This is a genomic window from Vibrio sp. 14G-20, from assembly GCF_026241515.1.
GTDB lineage: Bacteria > Pseudomonadota > Gammaproteobacteria > Enterobacterales > Vibrionaceae > Vibrio.
The window spans coordinates 28,860-50,255 of the sequence record NZ_JAPHPW010000001.1; the positions used below are offsets into that span (position 1 = coordinate 28,860).

Sequence of the window (21,396 nt, forward strand, 5' to 3'; positions counted from 1 at the left end):
CAAAAAGATGGTATCTCCGAGCTTATAGAGCATCGTGAATAATCATTAACGATGAACCTAAATGTATAATAAAGATCAATTGTTCATATATTTTTCAACAACTTAAATCGCTTCCCATTTTGAAGCCGTTTGCCTAAAAAAGATAAATCGTTACGTAAATGATGCTCGCAAACTAAGTCCGCATTTAGGTAACGAACGAATTTTAAAGATCTCACGAAATAAGGATTAGCTGACTATGTACGCGCTAAGTAACTGTAAAATTTACACTGGTAGTGATGTTCTAACCGATCATGCTGTTGTAATCGAAAACGAACTGATCAAAAAAGTCTGTCCTATCTCTGAATTGCCAGAAGGAATCGAAGTTCGCGACCTAGATGGTGCAAACCTAAGCCCAGGTTTCATTGACCTACAACTGAATGGTTGTGGCGGTGTAATGCTTAACGATGAGATCACTGCAGAAACCATGCAGATCATGCACAAAGCAAACCTGAAATCTGGCTGTACTAGCTTCCTACCGACGCTTATCACCTCTTCAGACGAAGATATGCGTGCGGTTATTACGGCTGCGCGTGAATACCACAACCAGTACCAGAACCAATCTTTAGGTCTGCACCTTGAAGGCCCTTACCTAAACGTTGCGAAAAAAGGTATCCACAGTGTCGATCACATTCGTAAGTCTGACAGCGAAATGATCGAGCTTATCTGTGAAAACCGTGACCTTGTTGCAAAAGTAACATTGGCTCCGGAGCTTAACGACCCAGAACACATCGAACGCCTGCACAAAGCTGGCGTTGTCGTTTCTATTGGCCACACCAACGCAACTTACGCAGAAGCGCGCCAAGGTTTCGAATCTGGTATCACATTCGCTACTCATCTATTCAATGCAATGACGCCAATGGTTGGTCGTGAGCCTGGCGTTGTAGGCGCGATTTACGACACACCAGAGGTTTACGCTGGTATTATTGCGGACGGTTTCCATGTTGATTACGCAAACATCAGAATTGCGCATAAAATCAAGGGAGAAAAGTTGGTATTAGTGACGGATGCCACAGCTCCTGCAGGTGCTGACATGGAATACTTTATTTTTGTCGGTAAGAAAGTATATTACCGAGATGGTAAGTGTGTTGATGAAAACGGCACACTGGGCGGCTCAGCTCTGACTATGATTGAAGCAGTTCAGAATACAGTTGAGCACGCTGGTATCGCTTTAGACGAAGCTCTTCGCATGGCTACGCTATACCCAGCTACGGCTATCGGTGTAGAAAGCAAGCTAGGTCGAATCAAAAAAGGCATGGTTGCAAACCTAGCTGTATTTGACCGAGATTTTAACGTTAAAGCGACTGTTGTTAACGGACAATACGAGCACAATTAAGTATGAATGGCGGACAAATAGGTAACGTAGACTTAGTTAAACAACTAAACAGTGCGGCGGTATACCGACTGATAGACCAACAAGGGCCTATCAGTCGTATACAAGTGGCTGATGTAAGCCAACTCGCACCGGCAAGTGTTACAAAAATTACCCGCCAACTTTTAGAGCGCGGCCTAATTAAAGAGGTTGCGCAGCAAGCGTCTACTGGCGGTAGACGCGCTATCTCCCTAACCACAGAAGTAGAACCTTTTCATTCTGTCGCTGTGCGTTTGGGTCGAGACTACATTCAAATAAGCCTGCATGACCTTGGCGGTCGTGAATTGGCTTTCCAACAACAAGACCTAAATTATTCAGACCAATCAGACCTTACCCAAGGCTTGGTTAATAACCTCAAAGCTTTCATTGCTGAGCATCAGCCAAAGATCGACCAACTGATTGCCATTGGTGTCACTCTTCCTGGCCTAGTTAACCCAACGACCGGTGTTGTTGAGTACATGCCGAATACCGACATAGATAACCTTGCATTAAGCGACATTATTCGCGATACATTCCATGTTGCTTGTTTTGTTGGTAACGATGTTCGAGGAATGGCGCTTGCTGAACACTACTTCGGAGCAAGTAAAGACAGCCAAGATTCTATTTTGGTCAGTGTTCACCGTGGTACAGGTGCAGGTATTATCGTTAATGGTCAGGTTTTCCTTGGTCATAACCGTAACGTGGGTGAAATTGGTCATATCCAAATTGATCCGCTAGGCGAGCAATGCCAATGTGGTAACTTCGGATGTCTTGAAACCGTAGCGGCAAACCCAGCTATCGTTGAACGAGTGCAGAAGCTGATTAAACAAGGCTACGAGTCTTCTTTAACAGAGCTTGAACATATTACGATTCAAGACGTTTGTGACCACGCGATTAATGGTGATGAGCTAGCTAAGCAAAGCTTGGTTCGAGTAGGAAACCAGTTAGGTAAGGCGATCGCTATGACGATTAACTTATTTAACCCTCAAAAAGTTATCATCGCGGGTGATATTACGAAGGCACAAGAGATTGTTTTCCCTGCAATTAAGCGCAATGTAGAGAATCAGTCGTTAACGACTTTCCATAGCGGCTTGCCTATTGTAGCATCACAGATCGATAAACATCCTACGATGGGAGCTTTTGCTATGATTAAGCGCGCCATGCTCAACGGTGTGTTGCTGCAGAAGCTTCTCGAAGACTAGAGAAAAACAATTCTGATTTTCCACGGGCCGTGTTTGTATAAACACGGCCCGTTTTTTTAAGCTAGGGAACTACAACAACAAGTTATGGAACTTATATTAATATCCACTGCGTTTATCGCAGGATTTATTGCTTTAAAGTGTCACCTTCCCCCATTAGTTGGTTTTTTGGTTGCAGGCTTTGGGCTTTTTGCCTTTGGCTTTGAAACCAATGACACCATCATTACTTTAGCTGACCTTGGTGTCACGCTGCTTCTATTTACTATCGGCTTAAAACTCGACATCAAAACCCTACTCTCTAAAGAGATCTGGGCTGGCGCGACAATCCACAACCTTTTGTCCACTCTGTTTTTCGCTGTCGCCCTATTTGGTTTTAAGTTCTTAGGTATTTCATCGCTGGCTGCCATGTCGGTAGAACAGATCGTTCTGCTCGGTTTTGCTCTGTCATTCTCCAGTACGGTATTTGCGGTTAAGACTCTGCAAGAGAAAGGCGAAATGAATGCGACTTACGGAACTCTGGCGATTGGTATCTTGGTCATGCAGGATATCTTCGCCGTAGTATTCCTAACGGCTTCTACAGGTAAAATCCCTGAGTGGTATGCGATTGCTCTGTTTGCCTTGCCCTTACTACGCCCACTGTTCTACAAAGTGCTCGATTGGGTTGGTCATGGTGAGATGCTGGTTCTTTCCGGCATCTTCTTCGCATTAGTCGTAGGTGCTGGTTTATTCCATTTGGTTGGTGTGAAACCAGACCTGGGTGCTCTTGTTCTAGGTATGTTACTTGCGGGTCACCCAAAAGCCTCAGAGCTATCAAAATCGCTGTTTAACCTTAAAGAGCTTTTCCTCGTCTGTTTCTTCTTGAACATTGGTTTGTCAGAGCAACCAACCATTCAAGGCTTTATGCTTGCAATCTTGTTCTTACTGATGCTGCCAGTGAAAGGTGTTCTCTACTTCTTGGTGCTTAACCGCTTCAAGTTCCGTGTTCGAACGTCCCTACTTGCCTCTTTATCACTGTTTAACTACAGCGAATTTGGCCTAATCGTTGGTGGCCTCGCCTTCAAGATGGGTTGGATGTCGGGTGATATCTTAGTTGCCGTCGCGATTGCGGTTTCACTGTCGTTCTTAATCGCTGCACCTTTAAACCGAGCTGGTCACAAGCTTTATCAGCAGTCAGGTAAATGGCTGAAAGAGCACGCGTCAGAAAAGCTTCACCGACGTGATAAGCGAATTGACCCGGGTCGGGCTCAAGTTCTTATTCTTGGTATGGGACGAATTGGTACTGGTGCTTATGACGAATTACGTTCTCGCTACGGTAAAGTGAGCTTAGGTGTCGAAGTTCGTGAAGAAGCTGCGCACAACCACAGAAGCCATGGCAGAAACGTGATTTCTGGCGACGCGACTGACCCAGATTTTTGGGAGCGAATTCTAGATACAGCAAACGTAAAACTGGTGATTTTGGCAATGCCTCACCACCAAGGTAATCAAACCGCTTTAGAGCAATTGAAGTCACGTAACTTTAAAGGCCAAATTGCGGCTATTGCTGAATACCCAGATCAACTCGAAACACTGAAAGAGAATGGCGTTGATGCGGCATTTAACATTTACAGCGAGGCTGGTAGTGGTTTTGCTCGCCACGTTTGCGAACAGTTAAATCCAAATATCAATAAAATCTAGTATTAGACCGTGTTCAACCAAACCTCTCAAAACTGCCTATTTTTCGCACTTTTGAGAGGTTTTTGTTTAAAAAACCAACCGCAATTAAACGCCACCCACCAAAATCACATGTAAATTAGATAATTTCTAACATAACACCCTTTATATTATTTTTTTGCTCACATCCGGTTGCTTTTTTTAGCCAGAATGGCAAATTGAATGCAGTTGATTTGGAAATTATTTAAAAGGAAGTTCTATGTGTTCAGTATTTGGCATTCTCGACATTAAAAGTGATGCCGCAGCACTTCGCCCTATTGCTTTAGAAATGTCTAAAAAGCTTCGTCACCGTGGTCCAGACTGGTCTGGTATCTATGCTGGTGAAAAAGCAATCCTTGCTCATGAGCGTCTTGCTATTGTTGGCTTGAACAGTGGTGCTCAACCACTATACAGCCAAGACAAAAAGCACATTCTTGCAGTAAACGGTGAAATTTATAACCACAAAGAACTTCGCGCACGCTATGAAGATAAGTACCAGTTCCAGACTGATTCTGACTGTGAAGTTATCCTAGCGCTATACCAAGAGATGGGTGCAGACCTTCTAGAAGAGCTTAACGGTATTTTCGCTTTCGTTTTATACGACGAAGAGAAAGACGAGTACCTAGTGGGCCGCGACCATATTGGTATTATTCCGCTTTACCAAGGTTACGATGAGCACGGTAACTACTACGTGGCTTCAGAGATGAAAGCATTGGTTGAAGTATGTAAGACGATCAGTGAATTCCCTCCTGGTAGCTTCTACTCTTCGAAAGATGCAGAACCTCAACGCTACTACATCCGAGATTGGAACGAATACGCTGCCGTTCAAGGCAACAGCACAAGCAAAGAAGAGCTGACTGAAGCACTAGAAGCAGCGGTTAAACGTCAACTAATGACTGACGTTCCTTACGGTGTGCTTCTATCAGGAGGCCTTGATTCATCAATTACTTCAGCAGTCGCTAAACGCTTTGCAGCAATGCGCATCGAAGACGATGAGCAATCTGAAGCTTGGTGGCCACAACTGCACTCATTCGCTGTTGGCCTTGAAGGCGCACCAGATCTTATCGCTGCTCGTGAAGTTGCAGATAAGATTGGTACCGTACACCACGAGATGACTTACACCATTCAGGAAGGCTTAGATGCCATCCGTGATGTTATCTACCACATCGAGACTTACGATGTAACAACGATTCGTGCATCAACGCCGATGTACTTGCTTGCTCGTAAGATCAAGGCAATGGGCATCAAGATGGTACTGTCTGGTGAAGGTGCCGATGAGATCTTTGGTGGTTACCTGTACTTCCATAAAGCGCCAAACGCGAAAGAGTTCCATGAAGAGACAGTACGTAAGCTACTTGCTCTAAGCATGTTCGACTGTGCTCGTGCCAACAAATCGCTAGCGGCATGGGGTGTTGAAGGCCGTGTACCATTCTTGGATAAAGAGTTCATCGATGTCGCAATGCGTCTGAACCCTGAAGACAAGATGTGTGGTAACGGTAAAATGGAAAAACACATCCTGCGTGAATGTTTTGAAGACTACCTACCAGATTCAATCGCATGGCGTCAAAAAGAGCAGTTCTCTGATGGTGTTGGCTACGACTGGATTGACACATTAAAAGCCACGGCTGAAGCAAAAGTAACGGATCAACAAATGGAAGCTGCTAAGTTCCGTTTCCCTTACAACACGCCAACAACCAAAGAAGGTTATGCTTACCGTGAAATCTTTGAGGAGCTATTCCCTCTAGAATCAGCGGCAGAATGTGTACCTGGTGGTCCTTCAGTTGCTTGTTCATCAGCGAAAGCGATTGAGTGGGATGAGTCATTCAAAAACTGTGTCGACCCATCAGGCCGTGCAGTACAAGCCGTTCACAACGACTCTTACTAAAAGATATCTTTTGAATAAATGCTAAACACTAAAAAGGCGCACAATGCGCCTTTTTTATTAAGCCTTATTTTTATTATTGCAGTTATGCGTGAGCTTGAAGCGCCTCGTTCTCGATACTGACGGGCACCAGTTGACTGATCATCTTAACTAACATGATAGAGCGTGCCTCACCATCTTTTTGATGATAGATAGCCTCAATACCAGCAAACTGACCGCTCTTAATTTTCACGACTTGCCCAGACTCAAACTCAATACAACAATCTCCAACTTCGTTACTGCAGCACTTCTCAAACTCTTTGAGTTCAAACACCAAGTCTCCTTGGACCTCGTGTGGCCTTGCGCCAAACTTAATAAAATCGACGACACCACGCGTTGAACGAACAGTAGTAAAACTTGGACCTTGTTCGTAATCAAAGCGTACAAAGATGTAAGATGGGAATAGCGGTTCTTTGACCTGCTTCTCTTTCCCTCTAACGACCTTCTTGACATCGATTTGAGGATAAAAGCACTCTACCCCCTGATTCTCTAAGTGTTGTTGAGCACGCTTCTGATCACCGCGCTTACAATAAAGTAAATACCAACGTTTCATTTTACTAGCCATTTTCTATTTTGGGACATATTACCACAAGCCTAAAACGGTTAATCACCGTTAATAAAATGAATCCTGATAAGCAATAAATTATGCGTAACAGACCAACTTATCAACAAAAAGCCATAGGGACAAAAAGTGGTTAAGCATTGTACAGGGAACATTTACAGATAAAAAGTCGCATTGTTGTAAGCCTATGTATGCTGCACACATAAAGAATATCGTACTATTTATTTTTAAAAACTATCCAACAAGTCAATGAATTCAATCATTAGCATTCGATAATTCTTTTAAAAAGAACATTATGCGCTCAACTCAAAACTGGAAAATTAGTTTGCAGCACGCATTATCTGGGCAACATTTCCAATAAAATCCCATATTTTCATAAACTTATAAAAAATAAGTTATCGTGACCATAAAAGACGGCTATTGCAGATGGTTATTCCGCTCTGTATACATAAGTGACTATAAAATCTTTTAATACCTAAAATTAGTAAAACTTATGCCAAGCAATCACAACATATTTGGCCACCCTAGAGGCCTATTTCTACTCTTTAGCACCGAGCTATGGGAACGTTTCTCCTACTATGCAATGCGTGCAATTCTTGTTTTATTTCTTACCGATACCACTATCAATGGTGGTCTTGGTTGGTCAACAAAAGATGCCCTCGATCTTTATGGTATCTACACAGGCTTAGTCTATATCACGCCATTAATCGGCGGCTGGCTTGCCGATAACTACTTAGGACAACGTAAATCGATCCTAGTAGGCGGTGTATTAATGGCATTAGGTCAATTTACGCTCGCCCTTCCTAACGGCGCGATTGGCTTAGACCAAGTAAATGCTCTTTATCTAGGTTTAGCACTGCTTATCAGTGGTAACGGTATGTTTAAACCAAACATCTCGACCATGGTTGGCGACCTATACCAAGAAGGCGACAACCGACGTGACGGCGCTTTCACCATTTTCTACATGGGCATCAACTTAGGCGCGCTACTGGGTGGCTTAATTTCAGGCGCTGCAGTCGACTCATTCGGTTGGAAAGCTGGCTTCCTAGCCGCTGGTATCGGTATGGTTATTAGCTTAGTTATGCAGTTGACGATGGCTCAATCATGGTTAGGCAATATTGGCTCAGTACCTGCAGCTGCACGAGCGAAAGAGCTAAATAAATCGAAAGAGAAAACACCACTGACTAAAGAAGAGTTCGACAGACTAAAAGTTATTCTGATTATGGGTCTGTTCGTAATTGTTTTCTGGGCTGGTTTTGAACAAGCTGGTGGTCTGATGAACATCTACACTCAGCAATATACTGATCGTATGATTGGTGGTTTTGAAGTCCCAGCAGCATGGTTCCAATCTCTTAACCCATTCTTCATCATCACCCTCGCACCTATCATTGCGGCATTTTGGGTCAAGCTTGGTAAGCGCGAACCAAACTCTCCTGTGAAATTTGCAATGGCTTTGTTCTTCCTAGCTCTAGGCTTTGTGTGCATGATGGGCGCAGTAATGGAGCAAGGTGGCGATCTAACAGTGAAAACATCAATGCTGTGGCTAGTCGGTGCTTTCTTCTTCCATACCCTTGGCGAGCTTTGTCTATCTCCTATTGGCCTGTCGTTGGTCACTAAGTTAGCTCCGCTTCGTCTAGCATCGTTAATGATGGGTACATGGTTTGGTTTCAATGCTGTCGCAAACTACGTAGCTGGCCTTGTGGGTTCTCACGTAGGTGAGCTTGGCGCGATGTCTATCTTCGGTGGTATCGCAATTACAGCGACAATCAGTGGCGTCTTACTGCTTCTTTGTGCTGGCAAACTTGTATCATGGATGCATGGCGTAGAAACCAACATGACGCTTGAAGCAGAACCAAAAGCAGAAACTTCGGTTGCTTAATAGCTAGCTCTATTTCAAGAAGAAACATCGAGATCAAAAAGGGCTGCTCAATGAGCAGCCCTTTTTATCATCTATTCAATCGACATATCGTTAGCGATGAAGTGCCACTAGTTCAGCCATCATATCGATGTGTGAGTCTCTGTCATTGAGACACATAATGTAGCTAAAGTCAGAACCACCAGCATCAATGAACGTCTCTTTACACTGATCTGAAATCTCTTCTAACGTTTCTAAACAATCCACTGAGAATGCGGGCGCCATAATATCGATCTTCTTGATGCCTTTGCTTGGAAGCGTTTCAAGCGTTTCGTCGGTATAAGGCTTCAACCACTCCTCGCGGCCAAATCGAGATTGGTATGTCATGGTGATGTCTTCCGAGGATAACCCTAACTCCGCAGCAAGCAATTTGGTCGTCGCTTCACAATGTTGAGGATAGATATCGCCTTCATCGGCTAACCTTTTAGGGATGCCGTGGAATGAACACACCAAGTGATCGCCTTTGCCATTTTCTTCCCAATGGCTACGAACACTTTCAGCCAGTGCTTTCGCATAACTAGGGTGAGAGTAATAATCTCGAATAAAGCGATAGCTCGGGATAACAGGCATTTGTTTGAAGGCTTTAGTTAAGCCATCAGAAACGGCCGCTGTCGTTGTGCCCGAGTATTGAGGGTATAAAGGCAATACGATGATGTCTTCAACGCCCTGCTCCATTAATTGCTCAACGCCGGTTTTAAGGCTTGGGTTGCCATAAGTCATTCCCAATGCAACCGGCATCTGTAATTTTGTTTGTAGCTTTTCAGCTTGTCTCTGCGAATAAACAAGCAATGGTGAGCCTTCGTCCATCCAAACAGACTGATAAAGCTTAGCCACTTTAGGTGCTCGAATCGGTAGAATCACCCCATGTAAAATAGGACACCAAAGCCAGCGTGTTAAGTTTACCACTCGTTTATCGTGTAAGAATTCACTTAAAAATCGGCGAACGCCAGCTGGAGTCGCGGTATCTGGTGTTCCTAGGTTAACCAGTAAAACGCCCTGCTTTTTATTATTTTCCATAGCTACCTGAGACCAATGTGTGATTTTCTGGAACGTAATATACTAATCTGCATAAGTTTAAGATCATTGTTACGCAACTAAATTTAAGAATAGTCGTTCTTAACCTGAGTTATCGCAACATCACCTTGATCGTTAGCCGCGCGAATCTAAGCCGTAGCGCGGAAATTATGCACAATCGATTTATCTAGATTGGTATATGACTAAAAATTGAAACAAAAAAAGCGACCTTTAAGGTCGCTTCCAATATATCAAATTCTAAAACTGGCTGTTAGCCAATTATGCTAGTGCTTTCTCAAGTTCTGCACTAACTTCAGCAACTTGCTTAGTACCGTCAAACTTAAGGTACTGAGTGTTACCTGCTTCTGCTTCTTTACCGTAGTAAGAGATTAGCGGAGCTGTTTGATCGTGGTATACGCCTAAACGTGCACGAACTGTTTCTTCTTTGTCGTCATCACGTACAACTAGGTCTTCACCAGTTACGTCATCTTTACCTTCTTCTTTAGGTGGGTTGTACACATTATGGTATGTACGACCAGAAGGAAGGTGAGCACGACGACCAGCCATACGCTCAACAATCACATCGTCAGCTACGTCGAATTCAACAACGTAATCAACAGCGATGCCCATTTCTTTTAGGCCATCAGCTTGTGGGATTGTGCGTGGGAAACCGTCTAGTAGGAAACCTTTTTCACAGTCATCTTGAGCAATACGCTCTTTGATAAGACCAAGGATAATTTCATCAGAAACTAGCTGACCAGCGTCGATTACTGATTTTGCTTGCTTACCAAGCTCAGTACCCGCTTTGATAGCAGCACGTAGCATGTCACCAGTTGAAATTTGAGGGATACCAAATTTGTTCATGATGAAGTTAGCTTGAGTACCTTTACCCGCGCCAGGAGCACCTAGAAGAATGATGCGCATGTTTAATCCTCTTATAAAAATTATGATTTATACCGAAGCTCACTATCCCGCCTTTCTGGTTTAATTTAGGTCAAACAAGAGAGGTTAGGTAACAACTGAGGCTAAGCACAACTGTAAACAGAAGCAAAACGGTAAGTTTCGGTATAACGTTTAAAAATCATACAACTGGAGATGGCAGCTTCCTAGCTCCAGCTGATTAGGTCGAGCATTCTATCACATTAATATTCAATTTGGCTGAATTTACGACTAAAGAATGCATCGGCAACATTTGTTGTGACGATAACGGTGACGTTGACCACGTTAGGTCAATTTTCAACGACGTTCATAAAAAAAGCCCGCATTTGCGAGCTTTTTATTACAATTGTTGGCTTAACCTAGAGTCGAAAGACTAACGCTTTGTCAGTAGCTCGTTGATTGCACCCAAAAATTGTGACGGATCTTCCATTGAGCCTTTTTCAGCTAACATAGCCTGGCCAAGGAGTAACTCTACCCAACGGCCGAACGCTTGCTCGTCTGCTTCGTCTGCCATCTGTTTAACCAGAGCGTGCTCAGGGTTGATCTCGAAGATGTACTTCACTTCAGGTGCCGCTTGACCCGCAGCTTCAAGAAGCTTCGCCATTTGCGTACCCATTTCGAAGTCGTCAGTCACAACAACAGCCGGTGTTGTTACTAACTTGAATGTTGTGCGAACTTCTTTAACACGACCACCTAGGTAAGATTGAGTGCGCTCTACAACAGACTTGAATTCTTCTTCTGTCTCTTTTTGCTTCTCTTTCTCTTCTTCACCTTCAAACTTGCTTAGGTCTAAGCCCGCTTTAGTGATCGATTGGAACTGTTTACCGTCGAAGTCAGTCAGGTAGTTCATTACGTATTCATCAATACGATCGTACATTAGAACCACTTCAATACCTTTAGCTTTGAACTGCTCCAAGTGTGGGCTGTTCTTAGCGGCAGCGTAGCTATCTGCTGTCAGGTAGTAAATCTTATCTTGGCCTTCTTTCATGCGCTCAACGTAAGATTCTAGGCTGATGGTTTGTTCTGCAGAATCCACTTCCGTTGACGAGAAACGAAGTAGACCAGCGATCTTCTCTTTGTTCACCATGTCTTCAGCCGGGCCTTCTTTCAAGACTAGGCCGAACTCTTTCCAAAACTCTAGGTACTTATCATTGTCATTCTTCGCCATGCGCTCAAGCATAGTCAGTACACGCTTAGTACATGCGCCACGAAGAGACTGAGTTACCTTGTTATCTTGCAGGATTTCACGAGACACGTTCAATGGCAGATCGTTTGAGTCAATCAAGCCGCGAACAAAACGCATGTAAGATGGCATGAACTGTTCAGCATCATCCATAATAAATACACGCTGCACATAAAGCTTCAAGCCGCTCTTGTGGTCTCGGTTCATCATGTCCCAAGGTGCTTTCGCTGGGATGTAAAGCAGGCTTGTGTAGTCATTCTTACCTTCAACTTTGTTGTGGCTCCAGGTTAGTGGATCAGCAAAGTCGTGAGATACGTGCTTGTAAAACTCTTGGTACTCTTCTTTCTCGATATCAGACTTGTTACGAGTCCAAAGCGCTTGCGCCTTATTTATCTGCTCCCAATGCTTCTCTTCGGTGTCTTTACCTTCGTCATCTTTCACAGCTGTGAAGATAGAAACAGGAATTCCGATGTGGTCAGAATATTTACCGATCACTTCACGCAGACGCCACTCATTTAAGAACTCTTTACCGTCTTCGCGCATATGAAGAATGATGTCAGTACCACGAGACTCTTTAGTGATGTCTTCGATTGTGTAATCGCCTTCGCCGGCAGAGTGCCACTGAACAGCTTCATTGTTCGGCAGGCCAGCTGCACGTGTGCGAACCGTTACCGCGTCTGCAACGATAAATGCAGAATAGAAACCCACACCAAATTGACCAATCAGTTGAGAATCTTTGCTTTGGTCTTCAGACAGCTTTGAGAAAAAGTCTGCAGTGCCTGACTTAGCAATCGTACCTAAATGCTCAATAACGTTGTCGCGGCTCATGCCGATACCGTTATCAGAAATCGTTAAGGTGTTTGCTTCAGCGTTGAATGAAAGTTTTACACCTAGCTCTGCATCACCTTGGTAAAGGTCACCGTTCGATAGAGCTTGAAAACGAAGCTTATCAGCCGCGTCAGAGGCGTTAGAGATAAGCTCACGTAGAAAGATTTCTTTATTTGAATACAGTGAGTGAATCATTAGATGAAGTAGTTGTTTTACTTCAGATTGAAAGCCACGAGTCTCTTTATTTTGCGTTGCCGTTTCGCTCATTTTTACTCCAAAACATCTATACTTTATGTTGAATAATCATAGGGGCGTAACACTTGATGCCACTCTTCTGTTCATTAACATGAGGATGACAAATGTAAATTCAAGGTCAAAAATCATAAAAACACTGTTTTTCTTATTTGTTTTTATTATCCTTGAGCCTGATAAATATAAAAGAACATAAAAGAAACGATGATTTGGTGAAGAATTAACGGAACTTCACCTGAGATTTGTCTATTTAGCCCCAAAACAATCCAAAATAGAAGAATTCAATGAGCAATATCGGCACAAAGTTTATTCTCGCACAGCGGTTCGTATTCGACCCAAACAGCAATTCACTCGTTGATCAAATGAGCGACGGTGAAGTCGTACGTCTTGGTAGCAATGAAAGCCGCATTCTCCTGATGCTATCAGAAAGACCCAATGAAGTTATTACTCGCAATGAATTGCATGAGTACGTTTGGCGAGACCAAGGCTTTGAGGTGGATGACTCAAGCTTAACGCAAGCCGTATCGACTCTGAGAAAAATGCTCAAAGACTCAACCAAATCTCCTGAATTCGTAAAGACAGTACCTAAGCGCGGTTACCAATTTATTGCGACCGTTGAACGTTCTACCCCATTGTCATCAAATGATCAGCCAGTAGCCGCTGAAATTACAGAAAATGACGTGGAACCTATCCTAACGTTTGCAACGCCTATAGCGACTGAAGAATCGATAACTGAAACGGTTGAACCTGAGCCAATTGCAAGAGTTCAAGAGACCAAGGTGGCTGTAGAACCAGCAAATGCTCCTGTTGTGGCTCCGGCTAAAAGCACCAATAAATGGCTAACATTTGGGCTACTGCTTGCCGCTTTCATCATGCCGGTTCTCGTTTTAACGTATACCAACCCGGTAGAGCCCGAGTTCAAAATATTGGCTGAAGTGGATGGCGTAAAGGTTCAATCACCGGTTAATCACCCAGACCTCAGCAGTTGGTTGCCAGCGATAGAGAAGTGTGTATTACGTTACAACACAAATCATACTGGCATGCTAAAGCCGACCGAAGTGATCGCAACAGGTGGACAAGCCAATAACCTTGCCCTCAACTACATTCACTCGCAAGATTACTCGAGCGAAAATGTAACCCTAAGAATTTACGCAAACCAGTCGGATGTAAACGACATTTGTAACGGTGGTCAGTAACATGAAATTAAAAGTATCGATTATTTTACTGGTCCTATCTGCATTTTTGAGTGGTTGGTTATATTGGGGCAGCGATGTAAAAGTAGAGCGCTTGCTCACTCAGCATGAATGGCAGTCAAAACTGGTGACACTAATTAGCGATAACAAGCAAGCTGATTCAATCGGCCCGCTACGTAGAGTTGAACTGTCATCGAATGCGAAATACCTACCAAATGGTACCTATCTGAGAATGTCAGTGGTTAGACTTTACGGAAATCAAACTGAGCCTGCAAATGTCATCAACATCTCTGAGACGGGTCAGTGGGATATTAACGACAACTACTTACTGGTTTCGCCAACGGAGTTTAAAGATGTGACTTCGGCTCAGCGTCAAGATTTTTCAGAAGAACAGCTAGAGCTTATCACCCAAGTCATTAAGATGGACTCAGAGCAAAGCCGCCGCATAGACATCGTTAACCCGAAGGCACTGCTACTGACTAGCTTAAATCACGGTTCAACCGTATTGTTTTCAAACTAAGATAGGATCGCTATTTACTGTTTATGAATAGCTGAATACCATGAAACGGTAAACCAATAGAAAGGGGCATGATGCCCCTTTTTTGTTAGCCGTTGGTATCAAATTACGGATGTAGCATTTTAAGGATTAACCATGAATACGGAACAACCAAATTTGGCGCCATCGAAAGAAGCAGCAGTAAAAGCAACAATCACCATACACTATTGCCGTCAATGCAATTGGATGCTTCGCTCAAGCTGGTTGTGCCAAGAATTGCTGCACACCTTTAGTGAGGAGATAGAACAAGTCAGTCTACACCCTGATACGGGCGGACGATTCGAGATCTTTTGCAATGGAATACAGATTTGGGAAAGAAAAGCAGATGGCGGCTTTCCTGATGCTAAAGTTCTGAAGCAAAGAGTACGAAACATCATTGCTCCAGACAGAGACCTCGGCCACGTAGACTCAAAATAAGCCTTTCACAGCCGATCTAATGATTTAAAGCTGACCACTCACGAGAACATCACCTTCAAGGCTAATGACTTTGAAGGTATTGTTTTCATAGATGCCATAGCTCGCCGCGTGTCCCTCTCGTGGGAATGTCACCGAACTAGGATTAAAGATAAAGATGTCATCTTGGTATTCAGCGACAGGAATATGGGTATGACCGTGTGCAATGATATCGCCCGCCTTCAGCGCAGGGCGTTTATTGGTATTGTACAAATGACCATGCGTTAGGAAGATACGTTGACCTGATTCTAATAGCACCCACGAGTAATCCATCATCATTGGAAAAGACAACAGCATTTGATCCACTTCACTGTCGCAGTTACCACGAACGGCGATGATCTCTTGAGAAAACGCATTCAACTTCTCTGCAACCGCCGGTGGGTTGTATCCTTCTGGAATCGGATTTCTTGGCCCATGATTCAGAATGTCACCCAATAGCACTAAATATTGAGCACCAGACGCTTGGTAGAGTTCTAATACCTTTTCTGTTGCTGGCAGCGAACCGTGTAGGTCTGAAGCAAAAAATAATTTCACACGTACTTCTCCATAAAATTTATGAGCCTATTGTACGTATCTAAATGCTACACGTCATCTCTCGCCATACCGTTGATCACGATATTATTGTAACTAACCATACCGACTATTTTGTTATCACGAACTACTGGCGCGCGACTGATACCAAAGCGTTCAAACAGGCGAGCGCAATACTTTACGTTCATCTCAGCAGACACGCTTAGCGCTGGCTTGGTCATGATTTCATAAACATTGGTTCGCTTCGGAGATCGATTTTTAGCCAACACTTTCTTTGCTATATCATTCATCAATACGATGCCGTATTCATCATCTTCGTGGCGTTTATCGACAATGATTGCCTTCACTTTGTGCTTCTTAGCCATCTCTATCGCTTCTAACACCGTAGTTAGCCCATCGATAATCACATACGTATTGGCCATGACATCGCCTACTCGGATCTTTTCACTGGTACTCATAGCTCATCCTCCACAACCTTTGTTAACGTCTCAACTTGGTGCGCAACGCCTACTGCATCTTCCACATCTATCTGTACTGCAATACCTTGTCCTGACTCTTGGTCGAACTCTCCGACTTCACCGATGGTTTCTAAAATATGTCTCGCCAAATGCTCTTCGACGACAAACAGCAACACATCTTTTTGCACCTCTAACGTTAAGCCAAAAAAGGTGGTTTTTTGGTTTAAGCCTTGCCCTCTGGCGTTGTTAATCACCGTTGCTCCAGTCGCGCCCGCATCACGCGCGGCATCGAGCACAGTGTCGGTCTTGCTCTCTTCTACAAACGCTAAGATAAGTTTAAAGCGCATCTTTGCTCTCCTTAGAGGTGTGTAAACGGTTTAACCATTGCGTTATTTGGGCATAGCCCATCACTGAAATAATCGGAAATAAGCTGGCAAAGGCAATTAAGCCAAAGCCATCAATTACAGGATTTCGTCCAGGTACAGTTGAAGCGAGCCCAAGCCCTAGCGCTGTCACTAAAGGGACTGTCACCGTTGATGTGGTAACACCGCCCGAGTCGTAAGCCAATGGAATAATGAGTTTGGGGGCGTAAAAGGTTTGAATGACCACGACGACATAACCAAAAATGATGTAGTAGTGGATCGGGTCACCCGCAACGATACGGTAACTACCCAGTGAGATACCGATAGCAACCCCCAATGCCACGGCGATCCTCAGCCCATTGACGCTGATACTGCCACCGGAAACTTGGTTTGCCTTAATCGCCACAGCGATCAAAGAAGGCTCGGCTATCGTGGTGCTGAAACCAATACAAAACGCGAAAAGATAGACCCAGTAATAATCAAACCAAGCTAATGAAAGACCAGAACTGATCTTAAACTCCGTCAAAAAGCTGGGTTCGGTGAGCTGCATTGCCATCGTCTCCCCCAAAGGAAACAACGCGAGTTCCAACCCCATCAAAAATAGAGATAAACCTAGGATGACGTAAAAAAAACCGATGAGCACTTTGGCTAGATTATTGACGGGCTTACGCAATACCGCCAACTGAAAACCAAAGATGATCACCGCAATCGGAATCACATCCATCACAGTGCCTAGAAAGGTGTCGATAAATTGCTGCACACTGATCATGTCACCACCATCCCGTACACCATGACAAACATCATCGGCAGAAGTGAAGCAAACGCGATCAATCCAAAGCCATCAATCATAGGATTTCGTCCTTTAATCGCCGAGGCTAAACCCACCCCTAATGCGGTCACTAACGGAACGGTGATCGTCGATGTTGTGACACCGCCAGAGTCGTACGCAATCCCAATAATGTTTTCCGGGGCAAATGCAGTGAGCACCACAACTCCAATATAACCACCGATGATCATGTACTGAATTGGCCAACCTTTTAAGATCCGAAGTACGCCTAATAGAATGGCAATACCGACCGATAACGCCACGGTGAAGCGCAGGCCATCGGCATATTGTTCCCTTTCATCTAAAGAGTTGGGAATAACACCACCTTCAGCTGCAACTTCTGCTGCTTCAGCAGCCACTGCGGTTAACGCGGGTTCGGCAATGGTGGTACCAAAGCCTAAACAAAAAGCGAAGGTCAATAACCAAAACACGCTCCCCTTGCGAGCAAAAGCTTGAGCCATCGACTCGCCAATTGGGAACAGACCCATTTCAAGGCCAAAGATAAAAAAAGTCAGTCCAAAAACCACCAGCACTAAGCCAGTTAGAATAGACAAAAGATGAGGGAGTGGCTCTTGCAAAACAGCAAGCTGGAAGAAAGCAATCACCGCCACGATCGGCAAGAGATCCCTTAGACTACCTAACATGGCTCGAAATAAAGCAAGCACTGCCGTCATCGCAACTCCTAGTCATTGAAATTGTATCTGGTTATTAATTACTAATAATCATGGCAAATCCTTATCATTCCTTATGTGACAAATATTACGCAGTTGGTAACATATCCGAGTAAAGTCCATAAGTGTGATAGCGGTATACATCCTAACTTGATGAATTTAATTTCATTCTTTCGTAAATTGATACGGCGTAATTTGGGTATCACACGATTGAAACCAACTGATCGTTATAGTGATTTTTTCGTATTGATTGGCGATTAAAAACAAGCCATGTCTATAATTATGTTTAATAGGGAGATTGGTATGAAGATATTGTTAACGGGTGGTACGGGATTTATTGGCTCTGAATTGGTCAAAAGTTGGAACACTGACGACGTGACATTGATGACGCGGAGTCCTGAAAAAGCGAAGCAAAACCTAAATCACCTCAACCAGAACAACCTTCATTACATTCAATCTCTTGATGGACTGAGCGATCTCAATGACTTCGATGTAGTGGTCAATCTTGCTGGCGAACCTATCGCTGACAAGCGTTGGAGTACGGAGCAAAAAGAGAGGATCTGTAACAGCCGCTGGCACATTACCGAAAAACTGGTCGAGTTAATTCATGCCAGTAGCAACCCACCGGAGGCTTTCATTAGCGGTTCGGCTGTAGGTTACTATGGTGATCAACAGCAACATCCGTTTGACGAATCACTACAAGTAGAAGATGAAAGCTTTCCTCACAAAGTTTGCGCTCATTGGGAAGAGATAGCCAAGAGAGCACAATCAGAAAGCACACGCGTGATACTACTGCGAACAGGTATTGTACTTGGTGAAAATGGCGGTGCGCTCAAAAAGATGCTTATGCCGTACAAACTCGGAGTTGGTGGACCGCTAGGTTCAGGCGAGCAATACATGCCTTGGATTCACATGCTGGACATGGTGAGAGCCATCAACCACTTATTGTCGATGCCTCACGCTCAAGGGGAATTTAATATGTGTGCCCCGCACCCTGTCACCAACAAACTGTTCAGCAGCACACTCGCCAAGCAACTGCGTCGACCTCATTTCTTATTCACTCCTAAATGGGCAATGTCGCTTCTGATGGGTGAATCTTCTTGTCTGCTCTTTGACAGCATTCGTTCCAAACCAAAGAAGCTCACTGAAATGGGATTTATCTTTAGTTACTCAAGAATCGAACCGGCACTAAAAAACTTGTTACAACATCAAGACTAATTCTTTACTCTAAAGCGATAGAGACTCTAATAAAGGATTAAGTGTGAACAAGTCGATTCTTATCACTGGTTGCTCAACAGGCATTGGCTATACATGTGCTCATGCACTTCAAAAACGCGGCTTTCATGTCATCGCATCTTGCCGTGACCCACAAGATGTTCAACGCCTTCAAGATGAAGGCCTCACTTGTATTCAATTAGATCTTTCCAACCAAGAAAGTATCGAGAATGGCGCCAAGCTTGCCATTGCACTCGCACCTAACGGATTGTATGGGTTATTCAATAACGGCGCTTACGGTCAAGCAGGCGCGCTAGAAGACTTACCGACCCAGGGGCTCAGGGAGCAATTCGAAACCAACTTCTTTGGCTGGCATCATCTTGTTTGTCAGATACTTCCGCACATGCGCGAACGCGGCGAAGGTCGAATCGTACAAAACAGTTCCGTATTAGGCTTTGCGGCCATGAAATATCGTGGTGCTTACAACGCTTCAAAGTTCGCGCTAGAAGGCTGGACAGATACCTTACGTCTAGAACTGCATGGTAGTGATATTCATATCTCGTTATTGCAGCCAGGTCCAATAGAAACCCAATTTAGAAATAATGCTCTGAAAGCCTTCAATAAATGGATCACCATTGCTGGCAGCGCTCATCAAGAAGCTTATCAACAACAAAAAGACCGACTCGAAAAAGAGTCATCGAATAACGCTTTTGTTCTTCCGCCTGAAAGTTGTGTTGAGCCAGTTTATCACGCACTCACCGCAGAGAAACCAAAGCTAAGATATCGAGTGACGACACCTACTAAGGTGTTCGCGGTACTGAAAAGAATTCTACCGAGTCGCTTGCTAGACCCTATTTTGAGAAAAGCAGCATAAATTGCTAACTTTGAATGCACAGTCGCAAACTTTAATGTAACGATGTAATTTTTCCGTAACAATAAGATGTCATGATTATCCTATCCCATCAGTTATTCCCAATTGATGGTTCTACTCTGGAAATCTCATGACTTTAAACCGCCTTAATTGGGTAGGTGTGGGTCTGGCTATTACGTTGTTTATTCTGTTTTGAGTATCTCACGCAATACCTCACTGACCACCTCAATGATTACGCTATGCCTTCTATGTAGAGATAAACATCCTACCAACATCGAAGCATAGCGTTTTTTTATTTTTGTCTCTTTTTATCTGAGATACTCCAGTTAGATCTTGAAGTTACCGACTTATCCCCCCATATTTGCAACGTATCCATAAACAAACCTCAAGGAACGTAAATGCAATCTCCGCATATTGTTGAACTTAATGAGCAGAACTTTCGTCAAGTATTAGAAGGTTCGATGCAGACCCCTGTACTCATCCAATTTTGGGCACCAATGAGCCAAGAGAGCGCCCAAGTCATTCCTGAACTGCAAACATTAACTCAGCAATACAACGGCGCTTTTACTTTAGCTCTGTTGAATTGTGAACAAGAGCAGGCAATAGCTAGCCAATTTGGCGTACAAGCACTCCCTACTATTGCACTGTTTGTTAACGGTCAGCCTGTCGATGGTTTGGGTGGTCCACAAAACATCGAAGCGATTGTTGAAATGTTAGGAAAACATCTTCCTAGCCAAGACGAACTCGCACTGCGTCAGGCTCTCGAACAAATGCAAACAGGCGAGCACGCACAAGCGCTCGCGGCAATGCAACAATTGCCAATAGAACTGACGGGCAAAGGCGAGGTAAAACTGGCGATCGCAGAATGTTTACTAGAAACGCAACAGTTTGATCTAGCTGAAACTCAACTGTCGACTATCCCTCTAGAATATCAAGACAACTACTACAAAGGCTTAGTCGCTAAACTCGAACTGCACAAACAAGCAGCAGACAGCCCTGAAATTCAAGCGCTAGAAACAACGCTACAGCAAAATCCAAGCGATGCTAAAACAGCCTCAGACCTAGCACTTCAATACCACCAAGTGAATCGCAGCGAAGAAGCAATGGATCTTCTATGGTCATTCTTGGCAAAAGACCTCAATACCCTCGATGGTGATATGAAAAAAGAATTCATGGATATCTTAAGCGCACTTGGACAAGGTAATGCAGTTGCGAGCAAATACCGCCGCCAATTGTACTCTCTGCTTTACTAATTCGAACGCTAACAAGTTGATAAGTACTGAGGAAAAATCACCCTGATAAATGATAGAAACCTCAGCAATCTTATCGCATAACGCAAAGTAAAATGGGTCATAAAATCAAGGTTTTATG

The 21,396-nt window shown here is 43.9% G+C and carries 20 protein-coding genes; 11 read left to right on the forward strand and 9 right to left on the reverse strand.

Annotation, left to right across the window (positions count from 1 at the left end):
- Positions 1–235 precede the first annotated feature (235 nt).
- From nagA to asnB, 4 genes are all read left to right on the forward strand, one after another.
- Positions 236–1,372: an N-acetylglucosamine-6-phosphate deacetylase gene (gene nagA / locus OQJ75_RS00125; RefSeq protein WP_048612172.1), complete on the forward strand. Its 1,137-nt coding sequence runs from the start codon at positions 236–238 to the stop codon at positions 1,370–1,372.
- A gap of 2 nt (positions 1,373–1,374) precedes the next feature.
- On the forward strand, positions 1,375–2,589 hold the full coding sequence (gene nagC / locus OQJ75_RS00130) for a DNA-binding transcriptional regulator NagC (protein ID WP_017062194.1): 1,215 nt from the start codon (positions 1,375–1,377) through the stop codon (positions 2,587–2,589).
- Positions 2,590–2,673: 84 nt separating this feature from the next.
- Positions 2,674–4,260, forward strand: coding sequence for a cation:proton antiporter family protein (locus OQJ75_RS00135; protein ID WP_019820253.1), 1,587 nt, complete (start codon positions 2,674–2,676; stop codon positions 4,258–4,260).
- A 235-nt stretch (positions 4,261–4,495) separates the two neighbouring features.
- On the forward strand, positions 4,496–6,160 hold the full coding sequence (gene asnB / locus OQJ75_RS00140; RefSeq protein WP_016767477.1) for an asparagine synthase B: 1,665 nt from the start codon (positions 4,496–4,498) through the stop codon (positions 6,158–6,160).
- Positions 6,161–6,242: 82 nt separating this feature from the next.
- Here asnB and rfaH read toward each other — a convergent pair whose 3' ends face one another.
- A complete protein-coding gene (gene rfaH / locus OQJ75_RS00145) occupies positions 6,243–6,749 on the reverse strand; it encodes a transcription/translation regulatory transformer protein RfaH (RefSeq protein WP_265970443.1) in 507 nt (168 codons plus the stop codon).
- A 502-nt stretch (positions 6,750–7,251) separates the two neighbouring features.
- Here rfaH and OQJ75_RS00150 point away from each other — a divergent pair.
- Positions 7,252–8,637: a peptide MFS transporter gene (locus tag OQJ75_RS00150; protein WP_265970444.1), complete on the forward strand. Its 1,386-nt coding sequence runs from the start codon at positions 7,252–7,254 to the stop codon at positions 8,635–8,637.
- Between the two features lie 90 nt (positions 8,638–8,727).
- Here OQJ75_RS00150 and hemH read toward each other — a convergent pair whose 3' ends face one another.
- From hemH to htpG, 3 genes are all read right to left on the reverse strand, one after another.
- Positions 8,728–9,690, reverse strand: a complete 963-nt coding sequence (gene hemH, locus OQJ75_RS00155) for a ferrochelatase (RefSeq protein ID WP_265970445.1) — start codon at positions 9,688–9,690, stop codon at positions 8,728–8,730.
- A 276-nt stretch (positions 9,691–9,966) separates the two neighbouring features.
- Positions 9,967–10,611, reverse strand: coding sequence for an adenylate kinase (gene adk / locus OQJ75_RS00160; protein WP_048612175.1), 645 nt, complete (start codon positions 10,609–10,611; stop codon positions 9,967–9,969).
- A gap of 388 nt (positions 10,612–10,999) precedes the next feature.
- Positions 11,000–12,904 (reverse strand): molecular chaperone HtpG, encoded by a 1,905-nt coding sequence (gene htpG / locus OQJ75_RS00165; protein WP_265970446.1) that lies wholly within the window; start codon positions 12,902–12,904, stop codon positions 11,000–11,002.
- Between the two features lie 269 nt (positions 12,905–13,173).
- Between htpG and OQJ75_RS00170 the strand changes: the two genes are divergently transcribed.
- From OQJ75_RS00170 to OQJ75_RS00180, 3 genes are all read left to right on the forward strand, one after another.
- A complete protein-coding gene (locus tag OQJ75_RS00170) occupies positions 13,174–14,085 on the forward strand; it encodes a transcriptional regulator (protein WP_265970447.1) in 912 nt (303 codons plus the stop codon).
- A gap of 1 nt (position 14,086) precedes the next feature.
- A complete protein-coding gene (locus OQJ75_RS00175; protein ID WP_265970448.1) occupies positions 14,087–14,602 on the forward strand; it encodes a regulatory protein ToxS in 516 nt (171 codons plus the stop codon).
- A 132-nt stretch (positions 14,603–14,734) separates the two neighbouring features.
- Positions 14,735–15,055 carry a SelT/SelW/SelH family protein gene (locus tag OQJ75_RS00180; RefSeq protein ID WP_265970449.1) on the forward strand — a complete coding sequence of 107 codons (321 nt, stop codon included), beginning with the start codon at positions 14,735–14,737 and terminating at the stop codon, positions 15,053–15,055.
- A 24-nt stretch (positions 15,056–15,079) separates the two neighbouring features.
- Here OQJ75_RS00180 and yfcE read toward each other — a convergent pair whose 3' ends face one another.
- Genes yfcE through OQJ75_RS00205 form a run of 5 tightly spaced genes read right to left on the reverse strand, consistent with a single transcriptional unit; the run spans position 15,080 to position 17,942 of the window.
- A complete protein-coding gene (gene yfcE, locus OQJ75_RS00185) occupies positions 15,080–15,625 on the reverse strand; it encodes a phosphodiesterase (RefSeq protein WP_265970450.1) in 546 nt (181 codons plus the stop codon).
- Between the two features lie 47 nt (positions 15,626–15,672).
- The gene (locus OQJ75_RS00190; protein WP_017062206.1) at positions 15,673–16,080 is read right to left on the reverse strand and encodes a CBS domain-containing protein; all 408 of its coding nucleotides are present in this window, start codon (positions 16,078–16,080) and stop codon (positions 15,673–15,675) included.
- The gene (locus tag OQJ75_RS00195; protein ID WP_019820233.1) at positions 16,077–16,427 is read right to left on the reverse strand and encodes a P-II family nitrogen regulator; all 351 of its coding nucleotides are present in this window, start codon (positions 16,425–16,427) and stop codon (positions 16,077–16,079) included. The genes OQJ75_RS00190 and OQJ75_RS00195 overlap by 4 nt, the downstream gene beginning before the upstream one ends.
- Positions 16,417–17,211: a DUF1538 domain-containing protein gene (locus tag OQJ75_RS00200; protein ID WP_265970451.1), complete on the reverse strand. Its 795-nt coding sequence runs from the start codon at positions 17,209–17,211 to the stop codon at positions 16,417–16,419. The genes OQJ75_RS00195 and OQJ75_RS00200 overlap by 11 nt, the downstream gene beginning before the upstream one ends.
- A complete protein-coding gene (locus OQJ75_RS00205; protein ID WP_017079455.1) occupies positions 17,208–17,942 on the reverse strand; it encodes a DUF1538 domain-containing protein in 735 nt (244 codons plus the stop codon). Before OQJ75_RS00205 ends, OQJ75_RS00200 begins: the two co-directional genes overlap by 4 nt.
- Before the next feature lie 300 nt (positions 17,943–18,242).
- On the opposite strand from OQJ75_RS00205, the gene OQJ75_RS00210 reads away from it, so the two are divergent.
- From OQJ75_RS00210 to OQJ75_RS00220, 3 genes are all read left to right on the forward strand, one after another.
- A complete protein-coding gene (locus OQJ75_RS00210; RefSeq protein WP_265970452.1) occupies positions 18,243–19,157 on the forward strand; it encodes a TIGR01777 family oxidoreductase in 915 nt (304 codons plus the stop codon).
- A 43-nt stretch (positions 19,158–19,200) separates the two neighbouring features.
- Positions 19,201–20,028: an SDR family oxidoreductase gene (locus tag OQJ75_RS00215; protein ID WP_265970453.1), complete on the forward strand. Its 828-nt coding sequence runs from the start codon at positions 19,201–19,203 to the stop codon at positions 20,026–20,028.
- Between the two features lie 395 nt (positions 20,029–20,423).
- The gene (locus tag OQJ75_RS00220; RefSeq protein ID WP_265970454.1) at positions 20,424–21,278 is read left to right on the forward strand and encodes a co-chaperone YbbN; all 855 of its coding nucleotides are present in this window, start codon (positions 20,424–20,426) and stop codon (positions 21,276–21,278) included.
- Positions 21,279–21,396 lie beyond the last annotated feature (118 nt).

What these genes read in the sequence shown, in the direction of transcription:
- nagA (WP_048612172.1), top strand. Translation starts at nt 236, where the DNA reads ATGTACGCGCTAAGTAACTGTAAAATTTACACTGGTAGTGATGTTCTA.
- nagC (WP_017062194.1), top strand. Translation starts at nt 1,375, where the DNA reads ATGAATGGCGGACAAATAGGTAACGTAGACTTAGTTAAACAACTAAAC.
- OQJ75_RS00135 (WP_019820253.1), top strand. Translation starts at nt 2,674, where the DNA reads ATGGAACTTATATTAATATCCACTGCGTTTATCGCAGGATTTATTGCT.
- asnB (WP_016767477.1), top strand. Translation starts at nt 4,496, where the DNA reads ATGTGTTCAGTATTTGGCATTCTCGACATTAAAAGTGATGCCGCAGCA.
- rfaH (WP_265970443.1), bottom strand. Translation starts at nt 6,749, where the DNA reads ATGAAACGTTGGTATTTACTTTATTGTAAGCGCGGTGATCAGAAGCGT.
- OQJ75_RS00150 (WP_265970444.1), top strand. Translation starts at nt 7,252, where the DNA reads ATGCCAAGCAATCACAACATATTTGGCCACCCTAGAGGCCTATTTCTA.
- hemH (WP_265970445.1), bottom strand. Translation starts at nt 9,690, where the DNA reads ATGGAAAATAATAAAAAGCAGGGCGTTTTACTGGTTAACCTAGGAACA.
- adk (WP_048612175.1), bottom strand. Translation starts at nt 10,611, where the DNA reads ATGCGCATCATTCTTCTAGGTGCTCCTGGCGCGGGTAAAGGTACTCAA.
- htpG (WP_265970446.1), bottom strand. Translation starts at nt 12,904, where the DNA reads ATGAGCGAAACGGCAACGCAAAATAAAGAGACTCGTGGCTTTCAATCT.
- OQJ75_RS00170 (WP_265970447.1), top strand. Translation starts at nt 13,174, where the DNA reads ATGAGCAATATCGGCACAAAGTTTATTCTCGCACAGCGGTTCGTATTC.
- OQJ75_RS00175 (WP_265970448.1), top strand. Translation starts at nt 14,087, where the DNA reads ATGAAATTAAAAGTATCGATTATTTTACTGGTCCTATCTGCATTTTTG.
- OQJ75_RS00180 (WP_265970449.1), top strand. Translation starts at nt 14,735, where the DNA reads ATGAATACGGAACAACCAAATTTGGCGCCATCGAAAGAAGCAGCAGTA.
- OQJ75_RS00190 (WP_017062206.1), bottom strand. Translation starts at nt 16,080, where the DNA reads ATGAGTACCAGTGAAAAGATCCGAGTAGGCGATGTCATGGCCAATACG.
- OQJ75_RS00195 (WP_019820233.1), bottom strand. Translation starts at nt 16,427, where the DNA reads ATGCGCTTTAAACTTATCTTAGCGTTTGTAGAAGAGAGCAAGACCGAC.
- OQJ75_RS00200 (WP_265970451.1), bottom strand. Translation starts at nt 17,211, where the DNA reads ATGATCAGTGTGCAGCAATTTATCGACACCTTTCTAGGCACTGTGATG.
- OQJ75_RS00205 (WP_017079455.1), bottom strand. Translation starts at nt 17,942, where the DNA reads ATGACGGCAGTGCTTGCTTTATTTCGAGCCATGTTAGGTAGTCTAAGG.
- OQJ75_RS00210 (WP_265970452.1), top strand. Translation starts at nt 18,243, where the DNA reads ATGAAGATATTGTTAACGGGTGGTACGGGATTTATTGGCTCTGAATTG.
- OQJ75_RS00220 (WP_265970454.1), top strand. Translation starts at nt 20,424, where the DNA reads ATGCAATCTCCGCATATTGTTGAACTTAATGAGCAGAACTTTCGTCAA.